Below are 14,710 nucleotides of genomic sequence, written 5' to 3'. Positions count from 1 at the left end.
CTATAACCCCTTTAAATAAAAAAAATTAAAGATCAGCACATATGACGGGATTGAATTTGCATTATACACAGGTGAGGCAGGGCGTTTTTTAATAGAACCCGATACTGAAATCGATGATATGATCTATTATAAGGAGATTTTCCCGCTTCTTTTTAAACGTTGCAAAGAAAAAGCCGCATATATATTAAAACTTCAGGACAAAAGCGAGTTTGAGCTGAGAAGCAAACTTAAGTCGGCTTATTACCCCGATGAAGTCATTGATAAAACCATAGCCTGGACTTTGGAAAACAGATATATCAACGATGAAAGATATGCCGCATTTATAGCTATGAGCGGCAGTGATAAAAGAAGTAAAAAAGAGCTTTATATCAGAATGAAGCAAAAGGGGATAGCTGAAGATATTATATTAAAAGCCATTGATGATGCCTGTATAGATGAAGAAAAAACGGTAAGGGAAATACTTAAAAAGAAACACTATGATCGGACATGTGATGATATAAAGATAAAATCAAAGATGATTTCATATCTTACCGCAAAAGGTTTCAGTTTTGAAACGGTAAAAAAATGTATACAGGAGGACAGTTGAAAATACACTGATTTTACACCTGTCAAATCAATATTTTAAATATAAAAAGTTTAAATTAAAAAAGTTTTTATTAACAAGTCCGAAACAAAAACTTTTACTATTAATATCTGGAGGAATACATTTGCATACGGCAATTTTCACTTTTACGCAGTCAGGGTTTTTGCTCGGCATTAACCTTGCAAAAGCCCTTGAACAGGGAAAGAAGCATATATATACTTATAGACGGTTTATATCCGATTCGGACCTTAGCCTAAATGATGACTGTATACTTCATTTTATTGAAGCTGTTAATGACGGCAGGGGACTTGGAAAAGCGGTAGAGGATGAATTTGCCGTGTCGGATGCACTTATATTTATAGGTGCGACAGGTATAGCCGTAAGGAGTATAGCGGCATATGTAAATGATAAATTTAAAGACCCGGCTGTGCTGTGCATTGACGAGACAGGCAGATTTGTAATTCCTATACTTTCAGGTCATGTGGGCGGTGCAAACAGGCTTGCATATAAGATATCCGAACTTATAGGGAGTACTCCCGTAATTACAACTGCAACGGATATAAGAAATGTCTGGGCGGTAGATGTATTCGCAAAGGAAAATCTGCTTGAAATATCCGACAGAAAAACTGCAAAAAAAATAAGTGCGGCACTGCTTGAAGGAAAAAGCATAGGCTTTTTAAGTGATTATAAGGTAAGAGGAACCTTTCCCGAACGTGTTTTAAAGGATAGTATTGAGAAATATAATGTCTATATAACAAACGGTCTTGATATAACTAAAAGTCCTGCCCTGTGTAAGATAGGGCAGGATTCCCTGCTATCTGCGGCAAATACTTATAATTTTCTTAAGCTTATACCTAAAAATATATGTATAGGTATCGGTTGCAGAAAAGGTGCAGACTTTTATGATATGCTTAAAAATTTAAAAGATGTATTTAAAAAGCACAATATTGATATAAGGTCAGTATCACATATAGCCAGTATAGATGTAAAAAAAGATGAAGTTTGCATAAAAAAACTTGCCGGGGCTCTGAATACAGAGCTTTGTTTTTTTACTGCCGATGAGCTTAAATCCGCATATGGAAGCTTTGATGATTCGGAATTTGTAAAAAAAACGGTGGGAGTCGGAAATGTATGTGAAAGGTCATGCATGCTTGTATATGGAGATATGCTGTTTAAAAAAGAAATATATCCGGATATGACATTTGCAGCTTCAGTTGAATATTCGAGGGTGTATAATATATGATACTTATAATAACCGACAGCCCTAAGGAGGCTTTTATTTTAAAAAGGTTTCTTATAAGGGAAATTTTAAGAACCTCCGTCAGACTGTATAAAGATGCCGGAAGTATACAAAGCGGCATATACAAAAAAGGTTTTAATATTTTAAAAAATAAGATTATAATATTTACTGAACACGGACGGGTAATAACTCCGGTCAGTGAGAAAAAACGCCGATTTATTGAAAATGCCGGAAAAAAAGGACAAAGGCTTGCAAAAAAAGCACGGACGGTATATCTTTTAAGGCGTGCTTCGGCAGGAGAGAGTATAGTGTTTATAAAAAAAATTATAAAAACGGGAGGGAAAAATATTTATGAATATGAATAGGGTTGTTAAACGCCTGTTTATGGAGATAAAGCAATATAAAAAATCGTCAATTATAACGATACTGTGCACTCTTGGAGCAGTTTTTTTTGAAATACTTGTCCCTTATGTCATAAGTATGATAATTGATAAGGGAGTCATGCAGTCAAGCCTATCAAATATAATAAAATATGGCTGTATCATGATTGTATTCGCCTGTGCGGCACTTGCATGCGGCATAGGTTCGGGATTTTTCGGAGCTGAAGCCTCATGCGGCTTTGCCGCTAATTTAAGGCAGGCAATGTATTTAAATATACAGAGATTTTCATTTGGAAATATAGACAAATATTCGGCTTCCGGGCTCATAACAAGGCTTACAACAGATGTTACAAATGTACAAAATTCATATCTTATGATTCTCAGGCTTCTTTTAAGAACTCCTGCCATGATATTTTTTGCTATGGTAATGACTGTAATTATAAGCCCCTCTCTTTCACTTATATTTTTTGCAGGTATATTGGTACTGGGAGTGATACTTTTAATACTTATGAAAACGGCTATGAAATCATTTACTGCGGTATTTGACAAATATGATGATTTAAATGAAAGCGTACAGGAAAATGTCAGGAATATAAGGGTTGTAAAAGCATTTGTACAGGAAAAGCAGGAAAAAAATAAATTTAACAAAGCTGCCGTAACTCTTTATGAACTTTTTGTAAAAGCTGAAAAGGGGATAGTAATAGTAAGCCCGCTTTTGTATTTTATGATTTATGGCTGTATACTGCTGCTGTCATGGTTTGGTGCAAAGATGATAGTAGCCGGGAGTTTGACAACGGGCCAGCTTACATCACTGTTTTCGTATACTATGAATATAATGATAAGCCTTATGATACTTTCATTTACTGCCGTTATGGTGATAATATCCGAGGCGAGTGCTGTAAGGATAGTTGAAGTTCTTGAAGAAAAATCAGATATAGTTTCACATGAAGAGCCGGTTAAAACAATAAAAAACGGAAGCATTGAGTTTAAAAATGTATATTTTTCATATTCAAAGGAAAGCTCTGAACCGGTACTTGAGGATATAAATATAAGTATAGCCTCGGGGCAGACCATAGGACTTTTTGGAGGCACGGGAAGTTCAAAGTCATCACTTATATCGCTTATAAGCAGGCTTTACGATGTAACCTCAGGTGAGGTGCTTGTAGGAGGTGTAAATGTCAAAGACTATGATCTTGAAGTACTTAGAAACGGAGTAAGCGTAGTTCTTCAAAAAAATGAACTTTTTTCAGGTACTATACTTGAAAACTTAAGGTGGGGCAATAAAGAGGCTGACCTAAAAGAGTGTAAAAGAGCATGCCGGACTGCATGCGCCGATGAATTTATAGAAAATCTGCCTGATGGATATAACAGTTATGTTGAAAGAGGCGGTGCGAATTTTTCAGGTGGTCAGAAACAGAGGCTTTGTATAGCGAGGGCGCTTTTAAAAAAGCCTGCTGTTATTATACTTGATGATTCTACAAGTGCAGTTGATACTGCAACTGATAAAAAGATCCGGGAGGCATTCAGGCATGAGATGCCTGAAGTAACTAAGATAATAATATCTCAGAGAATATCGTCTATAAAAGATGCTGACAGTATAATAGTTATGGAAGACGGAAAGGTAAATGCCATAGGTACACATGATGAGCTTTTACAAGGCAATGCTATATACTCAGGTGTATTTGCAGTGCAAAATGAAGGCGGCGGTGATTTTGACAGGATGGAGGACTAGATATTCATGGACAGGAAATTTGAAATAAAGACGGTAAAAAGGCTTTTAAGACTTATAATTAAAAAAAATGAGCTTAAGCTTTTTGTAGTTGGAGTGTGCATATTGTTTTCCTCTCTTTCTATGGTTATGGGAATATCATTTTTAAAGCCGCTTGTTGATAATTATATAGAGCCGCTTATAGGAGCACAAAATCCGGATTATCTGCCTATGCTCAGAGAGATTATACGCATGGGAATTATATTTACATTTGGAATTATATGCTCATATGCCCACAATTATATAATGGTATATGTAGGACAGGGCATAATGAAAGATGTGAGGAGAGAGCTTTTTGAACATATGGAAAGCCTGCCTATTGCTTATTTTGATACCCACTCTCATGGCGATATAATGTCTGTATATACAAATGATACCGACACATTAAGGCAGTTTGTAAGTCAGGCACTTCCTCAGGTACTGAGTGCGGTTATTACAATAGTAAGTGTATTTGTAAGCATGTGTCTTATAAATGTACCTCTTGCTCTGACAACCGTGCTTATGGTGGTTGTAATGCTGAATGTGAGCGGAAAAACTCTTGCATTTTCAGGCAAATATTTTATCTCCCAGCAGGAAAAGCTGGGTCAGTTAAACGGTTATATAGAAGAAATGATAAGCGGACAGAAAGTCATAAAGGTGTTCTGTCATGAAGATGAGGCTTTAAAAAATTTCAGTGTACTGAATGAGCAGTTAAGAGTAAATGCCCAAAAAGCCAATTCATTTGCAAATATACTTATGCCCATAGTAACACAACTTGGAAATTTAAGTTATGTAATAGTTGCTATACTTGGTGCGGTATTTATAATAAAAGGTTATTTTGGTCTTACAGTAGGCTCGCTTGTAGCATTTTTATCACTTGTAAGGAGTTTTAATTCGCCGTTTTCCCAGATAGGAGGGCAGGTAAATATGGTAATAAGTGCCTTTGCAGGTGCAGGAAGGGTTTTTAAGCTGCTTGATGAAAAATCCGAGACTGATGAAGGGTATGTAGTACTTGTAAATGCTTATGAGGATAAGGACGGAAACTTAAGAGAATGTGAAAAAAGAAGCGGAACATGGGCATGGAAGCATTACCATAAGGCTGACGAATCGACAACCTATAAAAAGCTTGAAGGCGATATAGTGCTTGAGGGAGTTGATTTTTCATATATTAAAGGAAAAACCGTGCTTCATGATATAAGTCTGTATGCACATAAAGGACAGAAGGTTGCTTTTGTAGGTTCAACCGGTGCGGGAAAGACTACCGTAACGAATCTTCTTAACAGATTTTATGATATAGACAGCGGTAAAATACGCTATGACGGTATAAATATACAAAAAATAAAAAAGTCGGAACTTAGAAAGAGTCTCGGCATAGTGCTTCAGGATACACATCTTTTTACAGGCAGTGTTATGGACAATATAAGATATGCCAGACCGGATGCCTCTGACGATGAATGTATACATGCAGCAAAGATTGTAAATGCCCACAGCTTTATAAAGAGACTTCCGAGGGGGTATGATACCGTACTTAGTGGAGACGGTACAAGTCTTTCACAGGGTCAGAGACAGCTTCTTTCAATAGCCAGAGCGGCACTTGCAGATCCGCCGGTGCTTATACTTGATGAGGCAACCTCTTCAATAGATACACATACCGAGCGTCTTGTACAGGACGGTATGGATGCTCTTATGGACGGCAGGACGACATTTGTTATAGCACACAGACTTTCTACTATAAGAAATGCCGACTGTATTATGGTGCTTGAGGCGGGCAGGATTATAGAAAGAGGAAGTCATGAAGAGCTTATAAAGCATAAAGGCAGGTATTTTCAGCTCTATACAGGACTTGCAGTCAATGACTGATTTATGACATCAAAACTTAAGCACTTTGTAATATATTTTTTAGATATCATTTACAAGCCGTTCAGGATAAATTCATAATTTTGCACAAATAAACTTCATGTACAATATAAAAATCATAACTAATGCTAAGATATACCCCTTAAAAAGAGGTCTATGCCTAAAAAGTCCCAACTCGCATATATTTTTTGAGAATCAGTTTCCAAAGTTTTGACAAATTATTAATATTTTATGAATATTAGTGTAAGAGATTATTGTAAAAAAACTACAAAAATGCTATCATATAGATGATATCAGGGGGAGGTTGCCCCTGTTATCATTTGTATAAATTTATCAAAGGTTAGAGGAAATGGAGGGATTTTATTTGATTTTGCATAGAAAATATTTTCAGATAAGCTATTAAGAACTGTTTTTAACTGTTTTTTAATAGAGGCTTTTTGTTTAAGTAATTAAAACCAAAAGCAACATTTAATAACGGCTCCAATGTTCAAAAAAATAAATATATTTAAAGAAGGAGGTAGCCATGACAAAAAATAAATTTGTTAGGCTGTGCCTAGTTTCCTCAGTTATGGCACTTTCATTTTCAAGCCTTGCTCAGGCGGGTGAATGGAAGGAAAATAATGGAAACTGGCAGTATGTCAATACTGACGGTACTCCCATTCAAAACAAGTGGGCAAAGTCAGGCGACAAGTGGTTTTACCTTGGGGATGACGGCAATATGGTAAAAGATGCCCTTATAGAAGATAGCGGTGATCTTTATTATGCCGATTCCGAAGGTGCCATGCTTACCGAGGCATGGAGGGAGGTGCAGGATCCCGATGGCGTCAATGAAAGCTTTTGGTACTATTTTACAAAGACCGGAAAAGCTTACAAAGGTAAAGGAGAAAAGCTCTCAACTAAAGAGATTGAAGGGAAAAAATATCTCTTTGACGATACCGGGAAAATGGTAAGGGGCTATGTCAATGCAGACGGACAAAAGATCGATGCTGACAGTACCTCACCCTATGTAGATACGGTATATTTCTTTGGTGATGACGGTGCTATGTATGTTGACAAATGGCACAGGTATGAGCTGGTTGCAGATGACAATCTGTTCAGCAGACTTGCCGGAAGAGAGTATCAATATTACAGTGAGATGTGGATGTACTTTGATAATACCGGAAAAAAGGTTAAGGCTTCAAGTGATACATCTGCAAAGGTAAAGGAAATAAACGGAAAGAGGTATGCATTTGATGAAAACGGTATAATGATGCCTCAGTTTTCTGTTGATAATGCCGAACAGTTCCTTTCCACAAGCAGTAATGCAAGAAACAAGACTAAGCTTCGATATGGTTCGGAGGATTCCGACGGTCATCTGACAGGCGATTACTGGACATTCAGAGTTCCAAGTGTCAATATGGATCAGAGTGAATTTGAAGAGCAGGAATACAGCTGGTTCAGAACAAAGTTTAACGGAACATTGTATAAAAACAAAATTCAGGATGTATACGGCAAGAAATATGCGTTTGATGAGATAGGCCGTATGCAGACAGGCTTTGTAATAATGAATGAAGACGGAACTTTTTCAAAACAGTTTGATGTAGATGCTTTCAACAGCGAAGATTTTAAAACGAACGCAGGAATACCTGAGGTTCTGCCTGTAATTACAAGAGGAAACCTATACCTGTTCAGTTCAGACGAGCTTAATGACGGCTCAATGATCAGCGGTAAGGAAATATCCGTGGCTTTAAATGACGGTGTTGCCGTGTTCGGCTTTAAGAAAAACGGCATCGCTTACGGAAATAAAAACAAGCTTCAAAAAGTCGGAGGAAAATATTATATAAACGGTCTCAGACTTAATGCCGATGCCGAGCTTGGATACGGGATTATCTATAAATCTGCAAATGATGCGGTTGTAGTGGATAAGAACGGAAGCGAAGTAAAGGGCAACAGAAAGGTTTTAAGAGACGGTGAGGGATATTGGATAGTTATACAGAACAATAAATTTGTCGCAAGGGTCAATGATGCCGACAGACCGAGGTGGAAAGACGGAAAGTTCTGGCATTATGATGATGACAAGGAAAAACCCCAGAATCAAAGATATATAGCTGCTATAAGCTTTTCTCAGGACGGGGACAGCAACCTTGATGACGATTTTATTGTATATAAAAACTGATATTGGGAGGAGAATTGATAATTAATGAAGAAAAGTTTTTTAAAGAAGCTTAAGCAGTCAACTGCGGCAGTGCTGTCGGCAGCGATGGTGCTTGGCGGCTTTCAGGGCTTTGGCACAGGGGTTGGCGTGGCACATGCCTACCAGACTGAACTTGAGCCGAATACAGCGCTTATGGAAGGAAAACCGATTTCGTCGTTCCAAAACTCACACTACTACGATCCGAGTACAAAGAGAATGGGAAGAGCGGCATCATACGGCTATGGCTCAACGACGGCATATAAATTTGGTTATATACATATGGCTTCACAAGGATCTTTTGACGGGTGGAAGTTTGATATAAACGGGTTGGTGGAGCCTGTTAATAACGAGCCGGCACATGATGAAAATCAGGAACCCTATGTTATATCGGACGGAACCGATTCGGGAGCTTTAAATTCAACCTATAAGTCATCTGATCCTCAGGGGTATACCACTGCTGTAGGATTCGGTCCTACAAAACCCACGTCTTACGTTGAGATAGGCAGAGTTAATGTAAAAAAAAGTGAGTATACAGGCTCGGACTTTCATCCCGGCAGAGACGGAGAGATAAAAAACGGTGAGGTTGTAAAGGTATTCGGCAGTGATAATAAAGATCTCAAGCTTGAGATGAGGCTTTCAGTAAAGCCCTCTCCTGACAAAAAATATATTTTGGCGGAGTATACTGTATATAATGCAAATACCAGTACATCAGACAGCGACAGTAGAATTGTTGATACCGGAAGAACTGACGGAGGTCGTACCGTCTGGTTTGCAACAGGAACAGATATTATGGTTGCTGAGGACGATTATGCACCGGCTTGGGCTACAAAGAAGGGGGCTCATGACGGAAGACATATAGAGGGTATACATGCTCAGGGGCATAATAACAAAAAGTATACTCTTGGTGCACTTGATATACTTACCTATCATCCACAGCTTAACTTAGGTATTGCAAAGAGGGAGTCGGGAGATCCGAGCAATATTACATCATGGATTGGTTACTATGGAAATTATTCAAGTAATTACTTTACTGATTTAAATGATTATTCATATATGCCTGGAGGCACAAATACATCATCAACTGACTCAGGCATAGCTTATTCGCTTAGATTTGATCTTTTACCCGGCGAGACTAAGACCGGTACTATAGCATTTTCAATGAGGGGACCTACATATTATGTAGATCCTGTAGGCGGAAATGATTCAACTGGAGACGGTTTTTTAAGTAAACCGTTTAAAACTACTAAAAAGGCACTTGAGGTAATTGGATCAAGAGGTCCGAAAAAAGTTTTTGTATTCCTTATGAATGACGAGACTATAAGTGAAACTCTGACCATTCCGGCAGGAAAGGATGTTACTATCCAGACTACCGACTATGTCATGGATCAAACTACACAGGCTAAGACAAGTCCTTATCCTATAGAGATTGATGGAAGTGGGGAAAGAACCAATTCCAAAAAGATTATAAGGGGCACCAGTCTTAGGGGAGATATGTTTAATGTCTCTAATGCAAATTCAAACCTGACATTCAGTGATATAGTTATAGACGGAAACAAATCTGCTACACAGGGACTGCCTGAAAACCAGCAGCCTATAGGTTCGCTTGTAAATGCATCAGCCGGAAATATTATGACACAGAGAGGTGCTATATTCCAGAACAATAAGATAGTTTCTAACGGAACTGATGCAACAGTTGCAAGTGCAATTAATATAAGCGGCAGTGCAAATCTTAAGATGGACTACGGCGTGGTAAAGGATAATGAATCTTATCAGGGCGGTGCGATAAATATCGAAGGTTCTGGAAAGATGACGGTTGCCAACAATGTAAATGTAACAGACAATATAAACGGTGCCGGCGGAAAATCAAATGTAAGGCTCGGTCCAGGTCAGGTTATAGGGGTTGTAGAGCCTCTTCCAAGTTCATCACGTATAGGTGTTATGACTAAAAATCCACCGGCAAGCGGAACTGCTGAGGTTAATGTTGCTGAAAAGCTCGGAAATCATTCTTCGCTTCCTTACTCGGTAAGCAATTTCCCGGCTGACAAATCGCCTGCACAGTGGACACAGCTTACAGAAGACAGCACTAATGATAACAGAGTGGTCCTTAAGGCTACACAGGCTGCATTTTCTGTAAACTATGTATATACTGATGACAATGGTAATGATACAACCGTAAAAACACCTAGAAATACGACTCTTGTATCAGGTACCGCAATAAATGAAGTGCCACCTGTAATACCAAATTATATTTATAAAAGCGTTGAAGTTACACCTCCAAACCATGGACTTTCTGTAAATAATACTACAGGAAATGTAAACGGTACTATGCCGGGTGTAGACGTCAATATAAAATACAAATATGAGAGAAATGTAGGAATTGCATATTTTAATCCGGATGGAGGTCTGCCTGCAAATATACCTCCTATAGAATCGGCAGTGGGCGTTGCACCAAGTGCAAATATGCCTACGGTTTCAAAGACAGGATATACATTTGCAGGATGGTTTAAGGTGAACATCGGTCCTGACAATACTCCGTGGACAGGTGATGATACCCTTGACCCTGCTCCTAGTGCGACACTTCCAAATCCTGTGCTTCAGGGAAAGATTTACTTTAAAGCGAAATGGAATCCGGACACTACCGGACGTCCGTTTGAGGTAACTCATAAAAATACAAATACAACAATTCCGTTTGTGTTTAAGCAGGATACTGTAAATAAGCAATATCTTGATGAAACAAGGGCGGATAAAGCAGTTATACCCGGTTATAAAAACATCTCAAGAAATGCAAATCCTTCAAATAAGGGTCAGTTTGGCGGTACATTCCAGCATGCAAGTGGAAATGTAACAGCAAATACCCAGACCGAATATGTAGGAAGAATGCCGCTTGGAGATTTAAAAGTAAACTACATGTACAATGTGGATCCTACTCAGAATTTTGAATTTAAAGTAGAACATGTAACAACCGGAGGTGTTACTGTAGGCACTGCCGTACCTCCGATTCGTAGAGTGGCAGAGGCTCCTATAAATGCTTCACCGTTAAATCTTCCGGGATATACATTGCAGGGTGCAAGCATTACACGTGGAAAGACGGATAATAGTGCAAACAATGTAATAGGACTTGATACTATTGCAAGTAGTGTTGCCGGTTCGGTAGTAGATGCAAATACGGCTACATTTGACGGAAGTAAAAATTTCAACTCATATATGCCGAATCAGGATGTAACTATAACATATACTTACAGTGCTGCCGGCTATACAGTAGCAAGGAACTATCTTGACAGCACAAGTCATTTGGCTATAGGTATTCCGAAAGCAGTTTCAGGATATCAGCAGAATGATCCTATTTTACCGAGAGGTGCAGGAGTACTTGATACGGCGGCTTCAAAGTACGGCTATACATATGGAAGCAGTACAGTAGAACCGGCAAGTACAGTTACTGTACAGGCAAACGGTGCAATAACCGGAACCGTACCGGGAAGTGATGTTACTGTTACACATATGATGAACAGAGATGGGAATTACTGGAAAAATATGACTTTTGCTGTTGCGGCTGCTCCGTATGACAAGGGTTCCATATCAACCGTTGCTCCTATAAGCTTCCTTATAGATGATCCTAATACTTCCGATGTTGAAGAGGAGGCACACAGGTTCAGCTTTATAAGTTCTACCAATGCAATGCCTGTACCGACTCCGCAGGATGCTCCGTTCTACAGATTTGCAGGCTGGTATACTGATGCCGCAGCTACAAATAAAGTGCTTGATGGTACTACATTCCAGGGAGATACAGTACTTTATGCGAAGTTTGAAAAGGATCCGGCATATTGGATAGATATAAACTTTGACAGTGATGATAAGGGAAGCATATCCGCTCCCTCGACACTGAATGTCAAGAACAATGCTACATGGGCATCAATAGCTTCAGAGCGTCCGTCTCCTGTAAACAGCGTGCCAAATTATATATTTGACAGATGGACTATAAACGGTAATAATGTTGATGATTCTACCGTGCTTGTGCCGGGTACCTATCATGCAAACTTTAAGAAGGATCCTAATATATGGGGTCTTAATATAGGAGACTTTAATGCAAGCGGTCATATAGCTTCTGACGGTAAGGGTCAGATAAGAGTAAGACAGACTCAAGCCGGAAATGTTTATATAATTACTGATGAGAATGACAATGTAGTTGCAGTCCGTACAGCACCTGATGATAGTGTACTTCCTTTTGACGGTCTCTATCCGGGTACAAGATATAAGGTAAGAGAGGCTGTTCCGGGAACTAATGCAACTGTAGGTCAGCCTGTTCCTTCAGGAAGCGGAATAAGTGCTCCCAAGACGGTTGATATACCTACTCTTGAGAATAACTACAATGTCGGATTTGATCCTGTAAATGAGGACAGGTCGCAGATTGTTGTAAACCCTGCCGATCCGGATTCAGACTATGCTCTTTTAGATGAAGACGGTAATGTAGTGCATGACTGGAAAACACCGGTTGGAAATAATCCTGCTACCGTAACCTTTGATAACCTTGATCCCGGCAAAACCTACAAGGTTGTTGCAAGGAAGAAAGGCGATACATCAGTTACTCCCGCTTCAAAGAGCGACCTTGGAACTAATGTAAATGCAAATCCCGGAGATATGGCGGAAGCAAACAAATATATAGTTGAGGTTAAGCCCGGAGACAACAATATTGTAAAAATATTGTCAGTAGGCGGAAAAACACCTTCAGAGCGTGATGGCGGCAGTGATTTAAAGGTAATTGATGCCAAAGCGGAAGAGGAGGTATCCGTACATGCCGAAGCTGTCGATGCAAATGGAAGAGCTTTTAAATACTGGGTTGTAATTTCAGGCAGAAGCAAAAATATCTCAGGAAAGATAACAAATACCGATTTCACATTTAAACTCAGTGGAAGCAATGTTGTGTTAAAGGCTGTTTATGAAAAAACGAGACCGAACGCACATAGCGGAAATGCTGAAAATATTATAGTTGATGAGGAGATAAGAGGAGGTGCTTCAGGTGAGTATGCACTTGATCCTGACGGCATAGAGGGTGTTGAAAGTCGTCTTACCACTCCTGCTGATAGAGTTCTTATAGGACAGGGAGCAGATGTAAGATATAGAGTTGTATTTAACAAGAGACAGGCGACTTCAACTGAGGTAGCTAATGTTAAACCGATATCCGAATCAGGACATAATCATCCGGATGCTTTCAGCACTGCGTGGGCACTTGATATAAAATCTGAGAGATATATTGACGGAAGGTTTGTCGGAGAGGTTGTTCCTCCGCCAGCAACACCTTCAAATGCTACTGTACCGGTACTTGTACAGCTCCCGGCTGAAGATACCGATATGATGGATTATCAGCTTTTTGATGTAACTGATGCTTCTACACTTGCACTTGGTGCAATTGACAACTTTGCTACCGATGAAAGCAACAATCCTGAAAAGACTGCCGGATACTTCAGTTTCACAGGAGAGATAGGTCATAAGTATGTACTTGTATACTCAAAGGCATTTAAGCTTAGATTTATAGATAATAATCAGTCAAGAAATTATCTTGATTTTGATGAAAATGGTGTCCGCAATAATTTCTACCATATGTTTAAGGTAAGGAAGAAGGATTCTGCTATTGATTATCTAAGCGGACCTGATGAGTACGCAAGAGTTATAGCCTATGCAGGTGATCCGAGCGTTTCGGGTTCACGTGGTACCATGGTTACACCGTTTATAGATGTATTCGGTGTAAGACATACCTATCTGGGATGGAGCAGGAGCAATATGCCTGCAAATATACGCCCGTTTGATCAGGCTGCAGAAATTACAAGCAGACAGGTACTTTATGCTTACTATGATAATAACCGTACCTTAAGAGAACAGGCAAAAACTGAACTTGAAGGTCTTAAGGTTGAGGCTGAAGACATAATAAAGAGCCCATATCTTAAGAACAATGAGGTTGATGAACTTAAACAGGCAATTGCCCGTGCTGCTGCAAGACTTGCACAAAAACGTGGAGAACTTCTTGACAAATCACTCTTTGAAACCGGAGGAGGACAGGAAGATCCGCTTCGTATGGCGACTCAGGAAGAGCTTGAGGATTGCATCAATGAATTAAAGCGTTTGATTGATGAATATAAATCAAGAATTTCAGCAAGAGACGGTAACTTTAAAAACAGAACCGGCGGCGGAGGTTCAGGCGGAGGTACAGGAAGTGCCGGAAGAGGTAACGGCACCGCTTCAAGACCGTTTGAGGCAACAAGTGAGAAAACATTTACTCTCGGTGTTGACGGCAGCTGGAAGATAAATGAGCAGACCGGAAGATGGTCATTTGTATTAAATGGAGGACTTCCATTAAATAATACATGGGGTAAGATACAGTACAAGGATGCTGCAGGAAAACTTCTTACAAAATGGTATTTCTTTGACAATCAGTCTTCAATGGCACAGGGTTGGTATCATGATACCAGAGCCGATAAGTGGTATTTCCTGAATGACTCAAGCGGAGCCGATGCAGGTCAGATGGTAACCGGCTGGTACAGGGATGCTGCAGGTATGTGGTATTATCTTGATCCGGTGCTTGGAGAGATGTATGTAGGATGGCGTCAGGTTGGTGATCCATGGTACTATTTCTCACCTTCAAGCGTTGAAGGTCATCCAAAGGGCTCACTTTATGTAAATACCACAACACCTGACGGTTACAGAGTAAACCATAACGGTGAATGGGTACAGTAGGGCG

At 39.5% G+C, this 14,710-nt stretch carries 7 protein-coding genes; all 7 read left to right on the top strand.

Translation table 11 applies throughout. The features are described from left to right. Positions 1–118 precede the first annotated feature (118 nt). The 7 genes from HMPREF9333_RS01705 (at position 119) to HMPREF9333_RS01675 (ending at position 14,706) form a co-directional block, all read left to right on the top strand. The gene (locus HMPREF9333_RS01705; protein ID WP_005539347.1) at positions 119–586 is read left to right on the top strand and encodes a regulatory protein RecX; all 468 of its coding nucleotides are present in this window, start codon (positions 119–121) and stop codon (positions 584–586) included. A gap of 121 nt (positions 587–707) precedes the next feature. Further along, entirely contained in the window at positions 708–1,826 is a 1,119-nt protein-coding gene (locus HMPREF9333_RS01700) for a cobalt-precorrin 5A hydrolase (RefSeq protein ID WP_005539346.1), read from the top strand. Continuing rightward, the gene (locus HMPREF9333_RS01695) at positions 1,823–2,188 is read left to right on the top strand and encodes a hypothetical protein (RefSeq protein ID WP_005539345.1); all 366 of its coding nucleotides are present in this window, start codon (positions 1,823–1,825) and stop codon (positions 2,186–2,188) included. Before HMPREF9333_RS01700 ends, HMPREF9333_RS01695 begins: the two co-directional genes overlap by 4 nt. After that, entirely contained in the window at positions 2,175–3,935 is a 1,761-nt protein-coding gene (locus HMPREF9333_RS01690; protein WP_005539344.1) for an ABC transporter ATP-binding protein, read from the top strand. The genes HMPREF9333_RS01695 and HMPREF9333_RS01690 overlap by 14 nt, the downstream gene beginning before the upstream one ends. Positions 3,936–3,941: 6 nt before the next feature. Then, positions 3,942–5,810 (top strand): ABC transporter ATP-binding protein, encoded by a 1,869-nt coding sequence (locus HMPREF9333_RS01685; protein WP_005539343.1) that lies wholly within the window; start codon positions 3,942–3,944, stop codon positions 5,808–5,810. A 520-nt stretch (positions 5,811–6,330) separates the two neighbouring features. Then, positions 6,331–7,962: an N-acetylmuramoyl-L-alanine amidase family protein gene (locus HMPREF9333_RS01680; protein WP_005539342.1), complete on the top strand. Its 1,632-nt coding sequence runs from the start codon at positions 6,331–6,333 to the stop codon at positions 7,960–7,962. 24 nt (positions 7,963–7,986) lie between these two features. After that, positions 7,987–14,706 carry an MSCRAMM family protein gene (locus HMPREF9333_RS01675; protein ID WP_005539341.1) on the top strand — a complete coding sequence of 2,240 codons (6,720 nt, stop codon included), beginning with the start codon at positions 7,987–7,989 and terminating at the stop codon, positions 14,704–14,706. Positions 14,707–14,710 lie beyond the last annotated feature (4 nt).

Origin of the sequence: Johnsonella ignava ATCC 51276 (assembly GCF_000235445.1) — a bacterium.
Lineage (GTDB): Bacteria > Bacillota > Clostridia > Lachnospirales > Lachnospiraceae > Johnsonella > Johnsonella ignava.
Note: the sequence above shows the minus strand (reverse complement) of the source record. Positions and strands in the feature narration are given on the sequence as shown.

Excerpts from the sequence above, each read along its gene's own strand:
- HMPREF9333_RS01705 (WP_005539347.1), top strand. The coding sequence starts at position 119 with ATGATCTATTATAAGGAGATTTTCCCGCTTCTTTTTAAACGTTGCAAA.
- HMPREF9333_RS01690 (WP_005539344.1), top strand. The coding sequence starts at position 2,175 with ATGAATATGAATAGGGTTGTTAAACGCCTGTTTATGGAGATAAAGCAA.
- HMPREF9333_RS01695 (WP_005539345.1), top strand. The coding sequence starts at position 1,823 with ATGATACTTATAATAACCGACAGCCCTAAGGAGGCTTTTATTTTAAAA.
- HMPREF9333_RS01685 (WP_005539343.1), top strand. The coding sequence starts at position 3,942 with ATGGACAGGAAATTTGAAATAAAGACGGTAAAAAGGCTTTTAAGACTT.
- HMPREF9333_RS01675 (WP_005539341.1), top strand. The coding sequence starts at position 7,987 with ATGAAGAAAAGTTTTTTAAAGAAGCTTAAGCAGTCAACTGCGGCAGTG.
- HMPREF9333_RS01680 (WP_005539342.1), top strand. The coding sequence starts at position 6,331 with ATGACAAAAAATAAATTTGTTAGGCTGTGCCTAGTTTCCTCAGTTATG.